The organism is Undibacterium sp. RTI2.2, from assembly GCF_035018705.1.
In the GTDB taxonomy this organism is placed as follows: domain Bacteria; phylum Pseudomonadota; class Gammaproteobacteria; order Burkholderiales; family Burkholderiaceae_D; genus Undibacterium.
Map to the genome: position 1 here is coordinate 1 of NZ_JASJXN010000058.1, position 19,029 is coordinate 19,029.

At 46.3% G+C, this 19,029-nt stretch carries 15 protein-coding genes and 1 pseudogene; 5 read left to right on the forward strand and 11 right to left on the reverse strand.

Annotated elements, in window-relative coordinates; translation table 11 throughout:
- Positions 1-126: 126 nt before the first annotated feature.
- From QN395_RS19660 to QN395_RS19670, 3 genes are read right to left on the reverse strand one after another with little or no spacing between them, the layout of a single operon-like run.
- A complete protein-coding gene (locus QN395_RS19660) occupies positions 127-1,530 on the reverse strand; it encodes a hypothetical protein (protein ID WP_323492862.1) in 1,404 nt (467 codons plus the stop codon).
- A gap of 52 nt (positions 1,531-1,582) precedes the next feature.
- Positions 1,583-2,524 carry a hypothetical protein gene (locus QN395_RS19665; RefSeq protein ID WP_323492863.1) on the reverse strand — a complete coding sequence of 314 codons (942 nt, stop codon included), beginning with the start codon at positions 2,522-2,524 and terminating at the stop codon, positions 1,583-1,585.
- Positions 2,505-3,152 (reverse strand): response regulator transcription factor, encoded by a 648-nt coding sequence (locus QN395_RS19670; RefSeq protein ID WP_323492864.1) that lies wholly within the window; start codon positions 3,150-3,152, stop codon positions 2,505-2,507. The genes QN395_RS19665 and QN395_RS19670 overlap by 20 nt, the downstream gene beginning before the upstream one ends.
- Positions 3,153-3,518: 366 nt before the next feature.
- On the opposite strand from QN395_RS19670, the gene QN395_RS19675 reads away from it, so the two are divergent.
- The 4 genes from QN395_RS19675 (at position 3,519) to QN395_RS19690 (ending at position 7,402) form a co-directional block, all read left to right on the forward strand.
- Positions 3,519-4,607, forward strand: coding sequence for a hypothetical protein (locus tag QN395_RS19675; protein WP_323492865.1), 1,089 nt, complete (start codon positions 3,519-3,521; stop codon positions 4,605-4,607).
- Between the two features lie 21 nt (positions 4,608-4,628).
- Positions 4,629-5,570, forward strand: a complete 942-nt coding sequence (locus QN395_RS19680) for a hypothetical protein (RefSeq protein ID WP_323492866.1) — start codon at positions 4,629-4,631, stop codon at positions 5,568-5,570.
- Between the two features lie 38 nt (positions 5,571-5,608).
- Positions 5,609-5,884 carry a hypothetical protein gene (locus QN395_RS19685; protein ID WP_323492867.1) on the forward strand — a complete coding sequence of 92 codons (276 nt, stop codon included), beginning with the start codon at positions 5,609-5,611 and terminating at the stop codon, positions 5,882-5,884.
- 411 nt (positions 5,885-6,295) lie between these two features.
- Complete coding sequence (locus QN395_RS19690; RefSeq protein ID WP_323492868.1) at positions 6,296-7,402, forward strand: CAP domain-containing protein; 1,107 nt, start codon at positions 6,296-6,298, stop codon at positions 7,400-7,402.
- Between the two features lie 71 nt (positions 7,403-7,473).
- Here QN395_RS19690 and QN395_RS19695 read toward each other — a convergent pair whose 3' ends face one another.
- The 3 genes from QN395_RS19695 to QN395_RS19705 all read right to left on the reverse strand — a co-directional run bounded on the left by QN395_RS19695 (position 7,474) and on the right by QN395_RS19705 (position 15,296).
- Positions 7,474-12,039, reverse strand: coding sequence for a hypothetical protein (locus QN395_RS19695; RefSeq protein WP_323493127.1), 4,566 nt, complete (start codon positions 12,037-12,039; stop codon positions 7,474-7,476).
- A gap of 124 nt (positions 12,040-12,163) precedes the next feature.
- Positions 12,164-13,822, reverse strand: a complete 1,659-nt coding sequence (locus QN395_RS19700; protein WP_323492979.1) for a hypothetical protein — start codon at positions 13,820-13,822, stop codon at positions 12,164-12,166.
- Between the two features lie 232 nt (positions 13,823-14,054).
- Positions 14,055-15,296 carry a transposase gene (locus tag QN395_RS19705; RefSeq protein WP_322121767.1) on the reverse strand — a complete coding sequence of 414 codons (1,242 nt, stop codon included), beginning with the start codon at positions 15,294-15,296 and terminating at the stop codon, positions 14,055-14,057.
- Positions 15,297-15,317: 21 nt separating this feature from the next.
- On the opposite strand from QN395_RS19705, the gene tnpA reads away from it, so the two are divergent.
- Entirely contained in the window at positions 15,318-15,737 is a 420-nt protein-coding gene (tnpA, locus tag QN395_RS19710) for an IS200/IS605 family transposase (RefSeq protein ID WP_322121766.1), read from the forward strand.
- A 424-nt stretch (positions 15,738-16,161) separates the two neighbouring features.
- On the opposite strand, the gene QN395_RS19715 is transcribed toward tnpA, so the two are convergent.
- From QN395_RS19715 to QN395_RS19735, 5 genes and pseudogenes are all read right to left on the reverse strand, one after another.
- A complete protein-coding gene (locus tag QN395_RS19715; protein WP_323493034.1) occupies positions 16,162-16,341 on the reverse strand; it encodes a hypothetical protein in 180 nt (59 codons plus the stop codon).
- A gap of 20 nt (positions 16,342-16,361) precedes the next feature.
- Entirely contained in the window at positions 16,362-16,772 is a 411-nt protein-coding gene (locus QN395_RS19720; protein ID WP_323493036.1) for a type II toxin-antitoxin system VapC family toxin, read from the reverse strand.
- Positions 16,773-16,780: 8 nt separating this feature from the next.
- Positions 16,781-17,011 carry a type II toxin-antitoxin system VapB family antitoxin gene (vapB, locus tag QN395_RS19725; protein ID WP_323493035.1) on the reverse strand — a complete coding sequence of 77 codons (231 nt, stop codon included), beginning with the start codon at positions 17,009-17,011 and terminating at the stop codon, positions 16,781-16,783.
- 139 nt (positions 17,012-17,150) lie between these two features.
- Complete coding sequence (locus QN395_RS19730; protein WP_323493128.1) at positions 17,151-18,452, reverse strand: type II toxin-antitoxin system HipA family toxin; 1,302 nt, start codon at positions 18,450-18,452, stop codon at positions 17,151-17,153.
- A pseudogene (locus QN395_RS19735) lies at positions 18,452-19,029 on the reverse strand (HNH endonuclease); the annotation flags it as partial. The gene QN395_RS19730 and the pseudogene QN395_RS19735, both read right to left, overlap by 1 nt.

The window sequence follows — 19,029 nt, forward strand, 5'->3', positions numbered from 1 at the left end:
TTGACTTACAGAACTACCCCCACGCCAGTGCTCGATCTCCTACCGTCACTTATTGCACCTAAAACAAATCGACCCCTTTTCCGCAATTGCGGAAAATAGAGTTAATTGTTCTTTTAATATCAATATTTAAAAGTTATTTTTTTTAATGAAGACGTCCAAGCTAATTTGGGTACCAATACCTACCTTTGACACCATCGATAAATCAGCATTAATCCCATCTGCCCTCTCTTTCATGCCGACCAAGCCGGTTCTTCCTGTTGGCAGCTGCAAGTCAAAACCAACACCATTGTCCTCAATCAATAACTGAATACTATAGATATCATCTATAAGCTCACAGCTAATGTCTATGTTGCATAAAGTTGCTTTGGCATGTTTTGTAATGTTAGCCAGTGACTCCTGCACGATTCGATAGATCACAATATTGAAGTCGTAATTCAGGCGAGGGAAGTTTTTAGAGTGATGATAAGTATAGACGCAGCCATCATGAGACTCGCTATGTTTGCTGATGAGGTACCCCAAAGCTTCACCAAGACCGAACTCATCTAAAACTTCAGGTCTGAGATTGGTGACGAGATCTCTTGACAGCGAGTAGAGGAAATTGGCGTTTTTTTCAATCGTCGTCAACAGCTCTAAAGGGGTCGTCATCAGATTATTATGATCGAATCTCTTTAAATAATTTGCGGTTTGTCTCGCATTGCCGATCAAGGACAACACAATCGTATTGAGCGTGTCATGCAAATCGAAGGCAATGTTTTTACGTTCGTTTTCAATAGCCTGGTTGTTCCGCTGAATTAATAGTTTTTTCTCTTGATTGGCTCTCTCGACCAATAATTTTTGTTTTTGCAGGTCTTCCGTTCTTTGAGAGACTTTATTTTCTAGTTGGGTTGTGAAGTCGCCTATCCTCCTCGCCATTTCTAAAAATGAGGTTTGTAAAAATCCAAACTCACCAGGCAAAATCTGTTTGAATTTGGGATAAAAATGACCACCGCTTATTTTTATTGCAGCTTCCGACATTTCTTCCATAGACGACGCTAATCGACGAGAAAATAAATAAGAAAATACGGCACCGACCAACACAACAAGCAAGAGCGTCAGAAATAATTTAAGCGATAAAAGAGTCAATTTTTCGTACATGCTTAAACGAGATGTAATGACACGCACAAAACCAATTTTTTTCTGAATTTGTGGTGAATCAAAATCCGAATCGTCTCTACGCATCGTATTGACATCAACGAAACTGTTAATGGGAACAGTCATAGGAAAATTTGATTCTGATGGAGTAAATGACTTTCGATCACAGCGAGTAATTTCATCAGAATGAATATCTAATATTTGAATAGAAGCCGTGTCTTTGGAGAGTGAAAGGATGACACAAATCAGACGATGTAATTCTTCCGTGTTTTTTGTCTTCACGGCATATTCGGCTGAACTAGCCGTTGTCTCACTCAAAATTTGAGTACTGACATTAAGCTGGTTATCATACTCAACGACTAAAATGATGCCAACAATCACCGTGAAAAATAATGCCATCAAAATCGTCGGTGCAACGGAAATTAAGATGAACCTTGACTTTAAGGAAGGATTAACGAATAACATCTGCTATTTTTTCTAACTCATCGCTAATGACATAATTGAGTGATTTTGCTACAGGCCCGTTGATCACGATTTTTGTGTATTTAGGAAAAGTAGGAGAAGGTAATTTTTTGGACACCGCAAAATTTGCAATCATTTCCAAGGCTTGCCTTGCATAGCCCTCTTCTGTGGGCAGTACACTGCCAACGGCACCGGCACTGACCAAATTCTTAGAGAATCCAACGATAAGCTGACTATTCTGGTACAGCCCCAATAATACATTTCTGACCGTAGTTTGATTGTAGATAATCTTATCGGGATAAGCCAATACCCACCTCGCGGTTACAGACCCAATGGCTTTATATACTTCCTCTTCATTATTCACTTTTTCTAGCTGCAATAGAGTGTTCGTGGAAACCGCATCTGATTGAACGATTGCACGAAGAAATTCTGTTCTGGGAGAGTAAATGAAAGCGACTCGGTTTTCGCGCCGGCCGCTCAACAACTGAATAAATTTAAACTGGGATTCTGGAGAAGGATCGCTATAAATAACGGTAACGTTTGGCGCATTCTGCACTAACTCCTTATAGCTAGCAGTTGAAACCGCAATCGCTAAAATAGGAATAGTTACCTTAGCGTCTAGCAATTTAGCCAGGCTGTCGTAACCAACCGCGATCACAATACCATCACGAATATCGACGAGGCTATTTGAAGAGTTCTGAACAACTATCTTGCTTTGTATTTCAGCTATTAAAGAAGCACGTTTTGTGGCGTCTTCTTTTTCGACCGTTAAATAAACAGGAAATGGAAACTTAGATTGGGCCAGAACAGGGATTGGAAAGATGAGTGAGATGACCAATACCACGATAGCATAGGCTTGGCATCGTGCTCTGGAGATTGGAGCAAAAAACCATAATTTAAGAGTGTCAATGCTAAGGGTCGAGAAGGCCATGTCGTATTGCGAGGCGACTAAATTGTTGAGGGCGATCTATCTTGAGTAGATCTTGGATTTTTTGGCGATGGGTTGATACGAACCCAATTTGCAACCCTTTTTCCGAAGCAATTTCTGCATTAGTTTTTCCCTCAGCAAGCAACATAAAAATCTCAAAATCACTTTGGGACAACACCGCTTTAGGGTCAGGGTCAGGGTTGGTCAATAAGTCCATGACTTTTTCCGTGATCGCGGGCATGTGATACCTCTTTCCGATGCTTGCCATTTTCACTGCGGTACAGAGTGTTTCTGGTTCACAGTCTTTAGTAAGAAAGGACCTCGCACCCAACGCATAGGCTCTGGATATGTAAGGCCCCAAATCGAATTGAGAAATAACCACAATGTTGGCTCTTTCATCAAACTCCAAAATCGCTTGCATTGCGTCGAAGCCCGTTTTATCTCCTCCAAACCGAATATCTAATAAAACAACATGGGGTCGTAGTTTCTTATATAAATCTTCAACATCTGCAGGTGATTTACACATTCCTACAATATTCATCCCAAATCCTTCCAACACTTGCTTATACATCAGCAATAAGAGCTGCTGATCATCCGCTAAAAGGACATTAATTTGAGCCGATGATTCCATGTCTAATACCTAAAAATGTGTTTGGTAGTGATTGTAAATCGTTATATAGAAAGCTTAAAGACATTTAAAAAACAGTTTCCAAAATTAACAATTGCATATGAGAGGGTTTTAATTACTTATTTATTAATCTTTATGACGTTTTTATAGCCATTAAGTTCATATTTGTTGTTATTTAATGCATAAATTAAATTTAAAACGATATTAATACGTTTTAATAACCGTTTTTAAAACTTCTTGATTGATTTTTCATAACCGTTTCCATAATATGTCAGACATGATATGAACTCGTTTTTTATGTGGCTTTCAACATTTCAACATTTTCATTTTCGGTGAAACTCAGCAAATAAACTTAAGAGAGAGCTAAACATGGAACTTACGACTTTTAATACTATTGCAAATAACACGATTGTTTCGGTATTACCGGATGATTTAGCCATGCAGATACCAAAAGAGATTTTGGCATCGCTTGAAAGTTATGCAACACAAATCGATAATGAAGAAGCTAAGATAAAAATGAGCGCTATCGAGATTGGGCGCAACTTACTACATATCCATAATGCATTAGGGGCAGAATGCTTTGTTAATCGAGTAAGTGAATTATTCCAACTAATTTGTGATAAACGCTTCGGCAAGAAAAAAACATGGGGTTATCAAATGATGCAGTTATCAAATCATTTTCTTAAAGAAGATCCTGTTTTTGAAAGACTGCCTGTTTCAACCTTAATGCAATTAAACCGATTATCAAAAGATGAGCTTGATGACATTCGAGATAACCTCGTTCAAGATAAAAAACTAACGAGATCACAAGTTAAAGCATTAGTGGATTTGATAATAGCTAAACGGGATGGCGATAATATCTTGGAAGAAAACCGAGAAGAACTCGTTAGCATGGAGGAAAAACTTAAGGGCTTAGAACGGAATTTGTCGCAAACCAGACTAGAAAAGTCACAAGTTGAAAAAGACTTAGAACTGAAAAGTATCAATCTTGAAAACTCAATCACTAGAATGCGTGACATTCAAGACAGTGAAAGTAATATTACTCGCATGCTCAACGCAACTCGCGATGAAGTCAAAGCGTTAGAAGGCCAATTAGCTGATGCCAAGAAGAAATCAATACAAGAAACAATCAAAGTGGAAGTCGAGGTTCCTCCTACAGGCTACACCTCAGTAGAAGAATCAATCAACGATATTGAAGAAAAGTTAGCAGCAAAGCAGTTGGAATATAAAAATGCTGAAAATGAACTTGGCAAAATACAAAAGCAGCTGATGGACGCGACCGCTCTCAATTCAGTCCTACTTGAACTCCATAGCAGTTATTCAGACCTTGCGTTGAAGCAAGTTGGAATTTTTAATCGTGTTCGATCCGAAGATTTGAAACAACATAAAGACGTCGTTATAAAGATGGCAGATATGTGTGCTCAGTTAAGTTCGGATCTTTTACGTCAAATTGCTTAATTAAATGGGTAGGGTCGGAAAATGGATTTGCTATTAACAGCGTCACCAGATTACAAATCAGATTGCTTTGAATTAAATTCAGATTTATTTAATCTGATGGTGGCAATGGATAGTGAAAACCCCAAATGGTACAATATACACAAGTTATCGACCACGACCATCAATCATCTAAGCCGCGATTTTGAGTTAAAAAACCAGTTGCTGAACTCGCCAATTCTTTGTGTGCTACCGGTACTGACTAAAATAACCGAATGGAACGAACTCTTCTTCGGGGACATCACGAAACTGACGAACTCGTTTAGCTTGGCACCCTCCTCCCAGAATCAGCAGTTAGGTACCGAAATCAAATACCAGAATAAGTTTTATCTGAATCATCTCATTCATGTGGCCAAGAATTCTCCCCTCGCCGTCCTCGAATTGGGTGTCAGTTCCGAGGTGATCTCGCTCTTGCGCGAAGTCACGGTCGAACAAAAGAATAATGCGATGCGCTTTAAATTGCCCCTGTTCCAGTGGCGATTTTCAACCCTCTCTTTGCCAGCACTGCCGCCGAGTCTGAGTCTGGTTCGTAGTAGTACCAGTACTGCCGTGGAGTCCAATACGGATGGTAAGTTACAAAGCAAAACCACGGCAGAATCCGGCTCGGGACCAAGGTCTCGGACAAAATTAGGCGCTAATTCTGACGATGAGTCCGTATCCGAAATCGATTGGATCCATTATCTGATCCGCTCCTCGCCATTGGCGCTCGATCAATTGCCCAAACTGTCCGCGCTGGGCACCACTTATCGTTCCGAAACCGTTTATCCTCTGGCCGAACACCTGGTACGGTTTAAAATGCGCTCGACCATCATTACCACCCTCATCCCGAATTTGCATAACGCCAAAATGCGGGAAATGTATCATCGCATTTTAGGCACCAGTTCCTCTTGCGGTAAATTACCCAGTGCCACTGGCTGGTATTTTTAACCGAACGCCGACGCGCGCATAGTTCTTTTTATTTATTGTTGTATCGACTCGCCTATGATGCCGGTTTACCGCATATTCATAGTATTATTGCAAGCTATAGCTGGTACACCATGTTGGCAGGCGCAGATCCTTTGCCCATTGATCGTATGGGTGTCTTGGTTAATGGCGTACAGTCAGGGTCAGGGATGATGTATGTGGCGGCATGCCGGAAATGTAAGGGTAATTATCTGTTGTCGAACACAGATGAGAAGAAAGAGTTTTCTCATGACTACCATTGTGAGGCTTGCAAACGTCGCTCCCCCTTGGCCGCTTGATGGTCAGCTAAACGCCTTTTTTACGATAGTTTGACTTTTTCGCTTTGATGATTTTATTACGTGATTTCTTGTGTTGTTGTGGGTGTTGTTGTGTGTTGTTGTGTGTGTTGTTGTGTGTGTTGTTGTGTGTGTTGTTGTGTGTGTGTTGGAGCGTTGGTTGTTTTTAATGTGGTTTTCTTTTGTTTGTGACTTTCCTTTTGTACTTTCAGCACGGCTCTGTCGTGCTTTTTTTTACGCTTTTTTTACGCTGATTTGTGTCGCTTTTTTGGCGGTTATTTTCTGTAGCGAACGAATTTTTTGGCGATTTGACTTATTTTATTTATGCGTACCATGAAGTTATGTCGTCGCCACTGGGGCGATCAAGACAGTCTGAGGATAGTGCTCAGATTCACTTACTAAAAAGGTTTTATCATGACTCAATCATCTTCTCGCTTTTCTCCCTCTGCAGCGACGCGCTCCCTGCTCTCTTTGTCGGTCTTGGCGACGGTTGCTGGATTATCCGCTTGCGGTGGTGGCGGCTCGGGTTCTTCTACCCCGACCACACCTGTGGTTTCGACTTGCAGCAATGGCGGTACGGATTATCCGACTTGCACTGCGCCTGTTACAGCGGCACAGTTGCAGTTGACCGTTCCAGCGCCGCCTTACGCGGTCGGATCAGAAGAATTAAACGCGTTCAATTATTTGAATAACTTCCGTCAAAGTCTGGGCTTGGGTCTGTTGGCGTACTCGCCTGAATTGACTCTTTCGACTAAGAATCATGCGAATTATTTGGTGTTGAATCGCGTTGGTGGTTTTGATGAAGATCCTACTAAGCCAGGTTTTACAGGTGTCACGATTTATGATCGGGCTAGCTTTGCTGGCTACGCGACGAATTATCGTGTCACTGGTGGTCAAGGGATTTCAAATACCCTGTCCGGGGTAATTCAAGGGCTAATCGATTCAGTTTATCACCGTGAAATTTTAATGCTTCAAGATATTGCGGACGTGGGTATGACTCGGTATTGTTTTGGTATCTGTGATAATACCAGCGCGATTACTCTGGCAGCAGCAGAGAAAAAATATCCAGGTCAACGCAATGCTAGCGATTTCGTAATGACCTACCCCTTGGATAAGCAAACCAATGTGGATTTATCAGCACGCAATGAAACAACAAATCCTTTCCCAGATTTCACTGACGGTGTAATTCATGGCAAAGTTGGGTATCCAGTTTCGTTTGTGATCGAAGCGTCTCAAACTTTGGTATTGAAAGATTTTACAATGACTGAGGCGGCTACAGGCATTGCTTTGAATGCGTATGTTTATACCGCAGCGAATGACCCAAATAAGTTGATTCAAAAAAATGAAGCATGGTTAACGTCAAAAACGAAATTGAAGCCATCAACTACCTACAACATGGTGTTACATGGTTCTGTGAACGGCAATGATATTACCTGCGTAGGCGGTAAAATTGTGACGGGTAAAACACCCGGCTGTTCTTGGAGCTTTACGACGGCGGCAGGCGACATTCCTAGTTTTTAAATAATGGGTTAATCCAACAACTTTTACCAATTAAAAAGCGCCAATCTTATTGAAGATTGGCGCTTTTATATTTATTGCGAATTGCCTTTTTTGCCGCCACCCTGACCGCAACCGGTCTGGCAGACCACAACATTACCACCCAGCTGAAAGTCCCATGCCTTGCCGGAATATCCACAACCTAAAGCGGTATTAAAATTACTTTCACCTACGTAATTAAAGACATCTGGCTGATAAATGTACGCTTCTCCTACCTGTGCCTGTGCATCCCCTCTCGATGCATCAAAACCACTGACGGATCCACAATAGAAATTTGCTTTCGGGATTGTACAGGTTGGGTAGTTGGTTGCTTCGTTGGCGCAAATTTTTGGTGGATCAATGTGACAATTTTGACGATCCCAATTTGAGTATGTAACACCTGTGCATGAATTAGAGGTGATCGTTCTAGTTTGGTCGCCAGTATATTCAGTACCACATGCCTGTGACTCAACGCCAGTTGTTGTGGTACATGGCTGTGTACAGAACTGCTTGTCGGTCGTGGTCGTCGGCACGCATACCCCATTCACGACATTAAAACTGGTGGTGACAATGGTTTGACCCACTAGTCCACTTGGGCAAGTGCCTAGACTTTCAACGGCACTTGGGCAGGTGGGTGTACAGGTTGGGTAGTCTGATGCGCCATTGGCGCACTTGGCCGGCGCATTGTTTATGCAACCACTGGTGTCCCATGCGCCGTAGGTGCTGCCCGTGCAACTGTTCGTGCTGACGATGCGGGTTTTGTAGCCCGACTTGCCCGGGTCACACGCGGCAACTTCATTGCTCGTTGTCGTGTTACATGGGGTGGTGCAGCCGCTCCAGTCCGTGTTTTGTGATGGGGTGCAGGTTCCATTGATCACTGTATACGTCGTCGTCGTGGAGGTTTGTCCTATTTGACCAGGTGGGCATTGCCCATTGGTGGTGTAATTTGCCGGGCAAGTCGGTGTGCAAATTGGGTAGTCGCTGGCACCATTCGCGCAAGTTGGTGCAGGGATTAGCACGCATTTGCTGTTGTCCGTGGTGGTTGATGGTGAACAGATACCCGCAGGTGCTGAATAACTGGTGGTGGTTGTGCTGAAGCCACTGTAACCTGCTGGGCAGGCACTGGTCGTTACCTGCGGTGGCTGACATACCACTGGAGCACATTTTGAGGTGTCCCAATTGCTGTAGGTTATATTGCCAGACGGACAGTTAGACGTCGCGGTTCTTGTTTGGTAGCCAGTGAAACCCAGCGCACAATACGAACTTTGAATCGTGCTACTAGGCGCGCATGGCGGCGTGCAGGTCGGAAAGTCCGTTCCCCCATTCGAGCAGGTACTAGGTGGTGGATTGGCGCAATCGCTCCAGTCTGTATTTTGGGAGGAAACACAAGCACCATTGACGACTGTATAGGTCGTGTTGGTGACAGTTTGTCCCGTCTGACCGTTCGGGCATTGCCCTGTGGTTGTGTAACTGGCAGGGCAAGTTGGGGTACAAGTGGGATAGTCATTGGCACCGTTCGCGCAGGTCGGTGCAGGGATCAGAATACAATTGCTGTTGTCAGTGGTAGTCGAGCCTGAGCAAATGCCATTCGGTGCCGAGTAGGTCGTTGTAGTAATGCTGGTACCAGTGTAACCAGCTGGACAACTCCCATTCGTCACTTGAGGGGACTGGCACACCACTGGCGCGCATTTAGAGGTATCCCATCCAGAATAGGTCATATTGCCAGACGGACAGTTAGACGTCGCGGTTCTTGTTTGGTAGCCAGTAAAACCCAATGCACAATACGCGTTTTGGATCGTCGAACTAGGCGCGCAGGGCGGCGTGCACGTCGGAAAGTCCGTTCCCCCATTGGCACAAGTGGATGGTGGTGGATTGGCGCAACCGCTCCAGTCCGTGTTTTGGGAGGAAACACAAGCACCATTGACGACGGTATAGGTCGTGTTGGTGACAGTTTGTCCTGTCTGACCGTTCGGGCATTGCCCTGTGGTCGTGTAACTGGCAGGGCAAGTTGGGGTACAGGTTGGGTAGTCACTGGCACCATTGGCACAGGTCGGTGCAGGGATCAGAATACAATTGCTGTTGTCAGTGGTAGTCGATCCTGAGCAAATGCCGTTCGGTGCCGAGTAGGTCGTTGTAGTAATGCTGGTACCAGTATAACCAGCTGGACAACTCCCATTCGTCACTTGAGGGGACTGGCACACCACTGGCGCGCATTTAGAGGTATCCCATCCAGAATAGGTCATATTGCCAGACGGACAGTTAGACGTCGCGGTTCTTGTTTGGTAGCCAGTAAAACCCAATGCACAATAAGCGTTTTGGATCGTCGAACTAGGCGCGCAGGGCAGCGTGCAGGTCGGATAGTCACTGGCACCATTGGCGCAAGTAGGGGCTGGGATCAAGACACAATTGCTGTTGTCAGTGCTGGTAGAGCCTGCGCATATACCATTCGGTGCAGAATAAGTGGTCGTCACAATACTCAAACCAGTATAGCCAGTCGGGCAGAATCCATTACTTACTTGGGTTGGAGCACAAACGATCGGTGTGCAATTACTAGTATCCCACGCAGAGTAAGTTATGTTGCCGTTCGGGCAGTTAGACGTCGCGTTTCTAGTTTGGTAGCCAGTAAAACCCAATGCACAATACGAACTTTGAATCGTGGTGCTTGGCGCGCAGGGCGGCGTGCACGTCGGAAAGTCCTTTCCCCCGTTCGCACAAGTGGATGGCGGTGGATTGGCGCAACCGCTCCAGTCTGTATTTTGGGAGGAAACACAAGCACCGTTAATCACTGTGTAAGTGGTATGGGTCACGGTCTGCCCTGTCTGACCACTTGGACATTGACCTGTTGTTGTGTAGCTGGCTGGGCAAGTCGGTGTACAAGTGGGGTAGTCACTGGCACCATTGGCGCAGGTCGGTGGAGGGATCAATGTGCAGTTGCTATTATCAGTAGACGTCGATCCGCCGCAAATACCGTTCGGTGCAGAATACGTAGTGGTGATGGTACTGGTACCAGCATAACCGGCTGGGCAACTGCCGTTGGTCACTTGGGGCGCCTGACATACCACTGGGGTACATTTTGAGGTATCCCAGCCAGAATAGGTCATATTCCCATTCGGGCAATTATAGGTGGCACTTCTTGTTTGAAAGCCAGTCCAGCCCAACGCACAATAGGAATTTTCTACTGACGTGCTTGGGGTACACGGCGGTGTACAGGTTGGATAATCATTACCGCCATTGGCACAGGTACTTGGCGGAGGCGTTGCGCACGCGCTCCAATCGGTGTTTTGTGATGGAGTGCAGCTGCCATTCAGTACGGTAAATGTCGTATTGGTGACGGTTTGACCCGTCTGACCACTTGGACATGGACCCGTGGTGGTGTAGCTCGCAGGGCAAGTCGGTGTGCAAGTCGGGTAGTCACTCGCACCATTGGGGCAGGTCGATGGTTGACTTGGGAAACAGTTGGAATTGTCCGAAGTAGTAGTACCGGAGCAGATCCCATTCGGGGCTGAATAAGTCGTAGTAATAATCGAAAACCCAAAGAATCCGGACGCGCAACTCGCCGTCGACACTTTGGGAGGTGGGCAGGTAATTGGCACACATTTTGAACTGTCCCACGGTGTATAAGTCATGGTGCCATTCGGGCAAGTGGCTGTGGCAGTCCTTGTTTGTTCGCCTGTGTATCCCAGGGGGCAATATAATAATTCGGTGGTCGATTTAGGCGTACATGGCGTTGTGCACGTCGGGAAATCAGTGGCTCCATTGGCGCACGTGGTAGGAGCAACTATCGCACAATCACTAGTGTCACGAACTGCATTGCCGATGCACCGGCCATTCTGGAGTGTGTAGGTAGTAGTAGTAACGGTCGTACCAATTAATGGCGCTCTGCATGAACCAGTGGTGATGGATGTTGGAGGGCAAGGATTTGCAACACAATGAGAAGTGTCCCAGGCAGAATACGACATGGCACCGTTCGGGCAAGTGGCAGTGGCATCACGAGTTTGAACACCGGTAGCACCACCTGTGCAGCTTATTGTTTGTTGAACTGTCGTTGGTGAACACGGAACAACGCACACATTACCTTGTAGAACCATGCCGGTCGGACACACGCACGAAATGCCATCGCCTTGCAACACTAGAGGTGCTGCGCAGGTATTTTGGACGCAAGATGGATTGCCTAAAAAATCATGCTGTAGAGAAAAACTCCATGGGCAAGCCATATCATCGTCGACACAGTGGGCAATCTTGCTACCAGCCAGCGACCAATGCCGACCCACGTCACAGCTTTTCATGGTCGGAGCCGGCGCGCACCCAACAGCTGTAGGCGTAATGTTGCAGTTGGTGGCATATAAATCAATTTGTGAAGAAGTACCAGCTTGCTTACAGTTGTCAGTGTTGAAGGTACGACCGTCGGTCACAATGCCGCTTGGGCATTCTTTAACCCGGAGCGGAAATTTGGTACCGGTCATACCTTCACCACAGGGGATGCCTGCAAGTGGGATCGAATAAGGCGAGCAACTGATTTCTTTGTTTTGTGCAGATGCTTCTTGAGCAGGCAAAAAACCAGAGAACAACACAACCGAGAAAAAGACAAGTTGTCTCAATAGCAGGAAATAAGAAGTTTTCATGGTTTTTCTAAAAAATGAACGTCAAGAAGCAAAATAAAGTGCGCCAATATCAGTGTGATAAAAAAAGGGCGGCAAATAAGGCGATAACACTGCCTTATTTGCCGCCCTTTCGATTTATTGCTATTTAGGAAACGGTCACGACGATGACTACAGTAGCGCCGTTCGCATCCTTTACAAACACATTACTAGTGCCGGGTACTGCGCCTGAAATTAACAAAACACTACCTGATATTGCCACTAGGGAGGATGAAGGATTGCTTGACGTTACGGTATAGGGTCCGGTACCACCCTGGACAGCAAAACGGTATGTTGAACCTGATTTTGCAACCAGCGTCGAAGGTGCCGTCGTATATAAATCGATTGGACTTGTCCGTGGGTTGGCGACAGTTACGTTTATTTTTACAGCCCCGCCACTAGAATCTTTCAGAAATACCGTGGAGGTTCCAACGTTGTTAGAAGTAATACTAAACGTACTGTTATCAACCATCGCGACTGCTGTCACTGCTAAATTACTTGCTGAGACGGTATAACCACCAGAACCGCCGCCGATCGTGAAGTTGGAAGTTGTACCTGCTTGCAAGACAATGTCACTAGGTGATGAAGTAAATAATGCGACTGGGGGTTGAACTGTTGTTGAGCTAGCCACTGTAACGGCAATGGATGACACGGCGCCTACGGAGTCGCGTGCTAGAACTGTGGCAAAACCGGGGGCTATTCCGTTGAAAGTGATCGCGCCTGTAGCTTGTGTGACAGAAACACCAACTACGGATTGATTACTTGTTACTAAAGAATAAGGAGGAGTTCCACCAGCCAGCGCGTAATTAACAACATCACCTGTTTTAAGCACTACCGACGAAGGTGCTGTAGTGTAAAAAGGTACAGTAACACTGCCCGATACGATGGAAACATTCACATTAACGGAAGATCCAACAGCATCTTTGACTGCAACAAGGCCAAATCCTAGGGCTTTACCTCGAATAGTGAAAGCACTACCAGCTAACGAAGCCTCAAAAATATCAGGCGAATTACTTGTGATGGTATATGGGGGTGTCCCACCACCGATCTGATAGCTGGGAATGACACCACCGACTGACAAACTGATAATGCTAGGTGCGGTAGTGAACAATTGAGACGGAGAACCATTCTGAGCTACTACCGTGGCTACCGTAGTTGAGGCGAGTTTTGCGTCGTAGACAACGATCTGTGCGCCGCCTGTGCCAACACCAGTCAAGGACAATGTATCTCCGGCCGATGCAATCACCGCAGAAACGACTCCGATATTGCTGCTAACGACAGTATATGGCTGGGTACCGCCAGTTATTTTATAGTTCGTCTGAATTCCGTTTACAAGTGTGACCGACGCTGGTGCTTGGATGGCTAGTGCAGTTGATATACCAACAGTGACTGGGATGCTAACAGAACCACCAACTGAATCTTTTACAGATACCGTCACTGATCCTGATTTATTACCTGTGATGATCATTGAATCGACATTCAACGTGACAGTCAATATGTCAGGGTTACTAGAGGTTGCCGTGTAGGTGGTGAATTTGGACGTACCCCCTCCCCCACCAATCGTATAAACCGCAGACGCGCCTAACGCCAAGGTGACACTAGCTGGTGCAGAGGTATAGAGCGCTACACCAGGCGTATTGACTACGACTGAAGTATTGGCTCCCCCACCACCGCATGCAGACATGGATGCTGCGACTAAAGAGATGGCGAGAACTGAAGCCAGCCGCTTTGAAATTCGAGATATGAAGTTGGATCGTGTAGTTAGCATCACTGCTCCTAAAATTAGTTATAGCAATAAAATTACATCTGCCATCGTAAGATAGCGTTTTAAATTGCGGACTAATTTCGGAAAGGACGTGATTTAAGTAGCTAATATGAGGTTCATGGAAAATTGACGGGGACTTTAGGCGGGGCTGGGACAGGATTGCACGAAGTATGTCGTTAGATTGCACTGTTCCGTGCAATTAATTGCACTAAGTAGACTTGACATCCTCCCCGCCCTAAAGGACGGGGATTCCTACGGCGCTGCGCGATGATTTGCGAGTCGCTTCGGCGGGTTCCTGCTTCACTGAGCGGTCTGACTGCACCGACTCTCCACAGGCTAACAAGCGGTATCCCCGCTCTAAAATATTGATCGCGCCAACGACATCGGCGTGATTTTCGTAGCCACAATCGACACACAAGAATTTTGCTTGTGTTTGCCGATTGTCTTTCGACACATGGCCGCAGCATGGACACGTCTGGCTGGTGTGGTGCGGCGGAACGGCAAGCAACATGCCGCCGTGCCACTGCACCTTATACGCCAGTTGTCGCCTGAATTCGCCCCAGCCCTGATCGAGGATGGAACGGTTTAGGCCAGACTTCTGCTTGACCATCTTGCCGTGCTGTTCACTATTGCCTTTGGAAGACTTGGACATATTCCGTACCTGCAAATCCTCAATGCATACGAGCGCGTGGTTTTGGCTGATCGTCGTTGTGGTATTGTGCAGGAAATCTTTTCTGGCGTTAGCGATGCCGGTGTGAATCTTCTGGACTTTGGCTTTTGCCTTTTTCCAGTTACTGCTGAACTTCACCTTATGGCTCATGCGCCGTTGGTAACGTGCAAGGCGTTGCTGGTGCTTCTTAAAGCTGTTGAGTGGCGCGATATAGCTCTCATCGCTCATGGTGGCGAACCGCGCAATGCCGACATCGATGCCGATAGCGCTTGTTGCCGTGGGCAATGGCTGTTCGACTTCGCGCTGCGTCTGGATCGAGGCGAACCATTTGCCACCTGATTGGCTTATCGTGACGTTACGCACTTCGCCCAATACATCACGACTGTTGCGGTAGCGTATCCAGCCAAGTTTCGGCACGAGGATGCGGTCGTTGGCCTGATCGAGCTTGATCTGTTTCGGGTCGGGATAGCGGAAGCTGTCGCCACTGCCTTTCTTTTTAAAGCGCGGGAAGTCGGCACGTTTGGCAAAGAAGTTGCTGTAGGCTTTGTCCAAGTCCTTCAGGGCATGTTGCAGCGCCTGGGATGGCGTTTCTTTGAGCCATTCCGTACCAGATTCACGCTTCCAGATCGGCAGATTCGCCGCCATTGGCACGTAGCCGATGAACTTGTTTCCTGCTTCGTGATTTTCTTTTTGCAATGCTAAAGCCTTGTTATAGACGAACCTGCACGACCCAGCAAAGCGGCGCATATCGCGCTGCTGTTCGCCGTCTGGCATCAGTTCGTATTTAAAGGCTTGAAGTCTTTGCATGGTTCGATCATACTCTGGTCTATGAGCGAAGACAACAACGATATTAGGACTGGAAGACACTGTGTATTTATGATGCATGTGCATTTGGTCTTTGTGACAAAATACCGGCGCGGGGTATTCACCAAAGAGATTCTTGATGATCTGCGCCCAATATTTGCTAGTGTCTGCAAGGACTTTGAATCGGAGCTTGTTGAGTTCGACGGCGAGGACGACCACGTTCACCTACTGGTGAACTATCCGCCTAAAGTGGCAGTGTCAAAGCTTGTGAACAGCCTCAAGGGAATATCAAGCTTGATGATTCGGAAGAAGAACTATCCGAACATCCGCAAGAAACTCTGGGGCGGTGCGCTGTGGTCGCCTAGCTACTTCGCTGGAAGCTGCGGAGGTGCGCCTATTGCTGTGATTCGCAAGTACATCGAGCAACAGCAAACGCCGCATTAAACCGAAAGTCCAAGACAAGGAAGGCTTCGCCTTCCGCGCTTACATCCCCGCCCTGAACGACGGGGTTTTACGCGCAAATCGGATAAAATGAGAGATTGGCTAAGAATAAGTCGGCCAGCACGTCAACGTTGAGCTTGGAAAAAGCTTTGTGCGGCTGCTACATAATACCGCAAATATCCGGATAGTTTGTACCAGTTGTTCCCAAATCTGCACGTGTTCTGTGAGTTGCTTCCCGAAGCTTTTCTATATTTAATTCCATACAATTTTTCTCCAATCCACCCTGACTAAGCGACACGTGTTCTATTATCTGCGATTGTTTTTAAATTCAAAATTGGGAAATTTTAAAAATAAATAATAAAAGCAAAAACTGCGAATAACATCGACCATAGTTTGCCGCATCAAGGACAATAACCATCCAGACTTGCTAAATCAACTCGTACTTAGTCTGTAAATGAATCATGCGCAACTCTTTCAACCGGCGATCTGCTCGCCTCTCATCGCTGGGCGTAATTGCTGAGTTCGTCGCCAATGTTGTGTCATATACCGCGAGTTCGCGCACTAAAAGCATTAACTCACGCAATTCATTTTTTGCTGTTGAAAACATTTTATATTCCTCATTTGACTTTATTTTCCTGAGCGAACCCAATCTTCGTAAGACAGACCTGAAACGCGGCTAAATTCACGAATATTATTTGTTAGTACCACACAATCTGCTGCAATTGCGTGACCAGCAATAGCGATATCGTTCTCACCAATTACCAAGCCAGCCTTGGTGAGTTCAGTTTTAACTTTTACTGTCGCGTCAACGGCGGCCTGATCCCAGGGCAAGACCTCATGTAGACGTTTTACAAATTCATCAACTAATGTTTTGTGCTTGGGCGATGCCTTCTTTCCGATTTGCCCGTAACGCATTTCGGCGTAGGTAATTGCAGAAATGACGATTTGATTATTTGTTGAAGCCACGTCAGCCAAACGCTGCAAAACAGCCGCAGGGTGCTCTCTCATAATGAAGGAGCAAATGCATGTATCCAGCATGTAAGTGGTCACAGAGTGAACCTGCCTTCATCACTGATAACGTTTGGACGTGTTTGCAAAAAGCCAGAATCAGCCTTTGGTAACTCGGCTAGTGACAACCAGCTAGGGCGAACAGGCCGCAAGGTGATGGTGTCGCCTCTCCGCGTAATTTCCAACTCTCCCAAACCTTCGTAAGACATGTCAGCAGGTAAGCGAATCGCTTGATTGTTTCCGTTCTTAAAAATTGACACTGTTCGCATAAGATTGACATATTCATATTGATAATAAATCCAATATAGTTGATTTGGTTTGCATATGCAAGACCTATGCTTAGGCGAAATGACAATTTTAATGGTATTTCCGTGGCTGGGCGAATGCAGCTTGGCACTTGTTTTTAAGCTATATGTTAGCCAGAGGTAACGTCTTTAACCGGGCGCGAATGATTTTTTGAATATCTGATGGCGTGTTTAGCACCTTCATTCGGTCGGGCCATGAGTCCTGTGCCATTTCCACCGCATCTTTGACCGCTCTGATAGCAATCCTTTCAGATATGTTGGCTTCTTTGGCAATTTGCTTATACGTATCGATCGTCTGCTGTCTCTGTAATTTGTCGATAGCCACATTGGTAGCAAATCCTTCGAAATTGGGTAATCCAACTACGCACACAATATCGTATGCCGGTGACAGCTGCGGGATGATTCCGTTGTCATAGATAAGGGAAAAATTCTTTAGATGCGCGTCACAGTTACCGATCAATGTATTAACTACTTGCCGGATAAAGAACTGCCGCACGTCCTCAATCCCGTTCGCACTAATGCGATCGAGAATACGCAAGAAAGAAATGTATTTACTCTCGCTGGCATACTTCTCGTTTGGCATCAAAGAAAGCATTTGACAACCATCTTCAATATGAACAGGACCACCCGGCCGACGATCAAAGCGATCAACCGCAAGAAAGTGGGTGTTCTCACCGAGTTGCGTTACTAGTTCAGGAAGGCGCGTGATGGTTTTCATCTGTTGGGGCTTACACGTTGCGATACGCACCCCTGCAGATGCTGCCAACATCATCGCTGAATATTCGTTAAAGACCATTGAATCGTTGTTTGGTGCTGGCAATTTTGCAATAATGTCAGATAACTTTCCATGGAAAGGCAGCGTGTAAGTGCGGCCTTCTTTCGCACTTGATAGAGCAATTTTGTTTTGAAAACCCGAGACTGAAGCAGCACCTTCCGTTGCTGCCTCAGGCACGCATATTTCAAGATTATCTGATCCCCCAGTAACTCCGATAGCACGCGCCGAAGCGGTCAAGTTATCAATATTGGCGGGAACGATTTTTACCGCGCCGGGGAGATCTTCGCCGGCCGCAGCCAAGACTCCAAAGTCATCACAGTCTCGCTTATCTTTACGCGTTGCTTCCAAGCGCTCACGTAACGGACCTTCAGGTAGTAGGCCGGCAAAGAAGGGGGGCAATTCACCGCGCTCCCGATACATTGCCCGATGAAAGGAGTTTTGGAGGATTTCTTGATTAATTTTCTCTTCGTTCGGTATAGTTAAAGAGAGCGAGAGAGTAGGGCGTTCTTTGTCGATCAAGTAGCGTTCCGCTGGAACGAAACGTGTTACACGGCCAGCCTCACAAAGCCATCCAACCAATTCGCCATAAATCCATACTTCGAGGTACCGCGGTGAGAGTAGTTCGCTCATCATAAAGCGCGTGAAACCTTGGCGTTCAGGCCGGGGAGGCAGAGCGCGGGACGCGACGCGTTCCTTTGCTTTGGTGGAGTACCGATCACGACTAATTTAGCCACCTGTGAATAACCATACCCATCACCACGCTGCGTGACTCTGCAGTGACGGTGAGAGATCCCTTGTACGACACCTTGCGATGTTTGAATATTAAAACTGCCTATTGCGCGAATAGCGACCCGCCCGCTATAAGATCCTGTTTTCTTGCCTTTAATAACGATGGCTTTAACCATGTCGCCTGTCTGGAAACCACGTACCTGCTTTTGACGCATGAGGAACCCACGCGGAAAGCCATACTGGTCTAAGCGTGTGCGCTGATAGCTTCCGCGACCAGAACACTTGATCGTCAATGTCGGACGATTCCAATCAACGACTGCGCGCACTGTGCCTACACACACGGCATCGAGCGCATGCGTTTTTGGAATATGGTGCGTGCACCGATTGAACTTGGTACGACCACCACTCCACGTTTCAACCGACAGGCCTGTTGATTTCAATTCGCTCACTAACTTCCAACGCGTCGCATTCACTGCCG

Coding starts and splice junctions, on each gene's coding strand:
- QN395_RS19660 (WP_323492862.1), bottom strand. CDS start 1,530: ATGGCATTATTTTTCACGGTGATTGTTGGCATCATTTTAGTCGTTGAG.
- QN395_RS19665 (WP_323492863.1), bottom strand. CDS start 2,524: ATGGCCTTCTCGACCCTTAGCATTGACACTCTTAAATTATGGTTTTTT.
- QN395_RS19670 (WP_323492864.1), bottom strand. CDS start 3,152: ATGGAATCATCGGCTCAAATTAATGTCCTTTTAGCGGATGATCAGCAG.
- QN395_RS19675 (WP_323492865.1), top strand. CDS start 3,519: ATGGAACTTACGACTTTTAATACTATTGCAAATAACACGATTGTTTCG.
- QN395_RS19680 (WP_323492866.1), top strand. CDS start 4,629: ATGGATTTGCTATTAACAGCGTCACCAGATTACAAATCAGATTGCTTT.
- QN395_RS19690 (WP_323492868.1), top strand. CDS start 6,296: ATGACTCAATCATCTTCTCGCTTTTCTCCCTCTGCAGCGACGCGCTCC.
- QN395_RS19695 (WP_323493127.1), bottom strand. CDS start 12,039: ATGAAAACTTCTTATTTCCTGCTATTGAGACAACTTGTCTTTTTCTCG.
- QN395_RS19700 (WP_323492979.1), bottom strand. CDS start 13,822: ATGCTAACTACACGATCCAACTTCATATCTCGAATTTCAAAGCGGCTG.
- QN395_RS19705 (WP_322121767.1), bottom strand. CDS start 15,296: ATGCAAAGACTTCAAGCCTTTAAATACGAACTGATGCCAGACGGCGAA.
- tnpA (WP_322121766.1), top strand. CDS start 15,318: ATGAGCGAAGACAACAACGATATTAGGACTGGAAGACACTGTGTATTT.
- QN395_RS19715 (WP_323493034.1), bottom strand. CDS start 16,341: ATGTTTTCAACAGCAAAAAATGAATTGCGTGAGTTAATGCTTTTAGTG.
- QN395_RS19720 (WP_323493036.1), bottom strand. CDS start 16,772: ATGCTGGATACATGCATTTGCTCCTTCATTATGAGAGAGCACCCTGCG.
- vapB (WP_323493035.1), bottom strand. CDS start 17,011: ATGCGAACAGTGTCAATTTTTAAGAACGGAAACAATCAAGCGATTCGC.
- QN395_RS19730 (WP_323493128.1), bottom strand. CDS start 18,452: ATGAGCGAACTACTCTCACCGCGGTACCTCGAAGTATGGATTTATGGC.